At 51.9% G+C, this 1,023-nt stretch carries 1 protein-coding gene; it reads left to right on the plus strand.

What is annotated here, in order from left to right:
• On the plus strand, positions 1-1,023 hold a 1,023-nt coding region (locus tag KDK19_RS09890; RefSeq protein ID WP_257291845.1), incomplete at both ends, for a UvrD-helicase domain-containing protein.

Genomic DNA, 1,023 nt, shown 5'->3' on the forward strand with positions numbered 1-1,023 from the left:
AAAATAGCCAACCAACCAATGCAGCTGGAAGCACGAACCTTCCCCCTGCACGGAAACCGTTTGATCGAAGCCAGCGCCGGAACAGGCAAAACCTATACGATTGCCAACCTTTTTCTAAGGCTGGTCCTTGGGCACGGGCCCGAGCACGATCAGAAAAAGTCAGCCCACTGCAAACCTCTGACAGTTGACCAGATTTTGGTAGTCACCTTCACCGAGGCAGCCACTGGGGAACTGAGAGATCGTATTCGCGCCCGACTACATCAGGCCAGAGAGGCGTTTGAAAAGAGTCTGACGGATGATGACTTCATAGCAACACTGATGAACGACCTTGATCATCATACAGAAAGAGCTCGACTGCTGCTGGCCGCAGAACGTCAGATGGATGAGGCAGCCGTATTCACCATACACGGCTTCTGTCAGAGAATGCTGAGACAGCATGCCTTCGAAAGTGGCACGCTATTTTCCAATGAACTGATTACCGACGAATCTCACTTGCTGGAGCAGTCAGCCGCAGACTTCTGGCGTACCGAACTTTACCCATTAAATAAACCCTTGGTACGACTGGCCCGATCTGTCTGGAAAACCCCCGGCGACCTGCTGAAAAGCCTGCGAGGGCTACTGGGCAAACCGGGGCTACAGGTTGAAACCGGAGGAATGCCTGACACCCTTGAACGCTTCAACCGTCAGTACGTTGAACCCGCTCTGACCATCAGAAACCTTTGGCGTGACAACCGCCACGACATCGAAGATCAACTGCTGTCCTGTGGCCTTAAAAAAAACAGCAAACCTTTCAAGCGAGTAGCCAAAATGGCAACGTTTGCCAACAGCGATGCTCTCTTTCCGGACCTTGGCAAGAACGAGAGCTGGGAAATCTATGGCAGGGAGATTCTGGAAAACGCCCTTGCCAAAAACGGCAAATTGCCTACGCACAGGGTTTTTGCTCTCATCGAAGACTTGCTGAATCAACCTGCCAGTATTCAGGATGCTTTCAAAAGCATGATGCTCGCCAGAGCTCTGTCGAGC

It is taken from the genome of Endozoicomonas sp. ONNA1, from assembly GCF_024606325.1.
In the GTDB taxonomy this organism is placed as follows: Bacteria; Pseudomonadota; Gammaproteobacteria; order Pseudomonadales; family Endozoicomonadaceae; genus Endozoicomonas_A.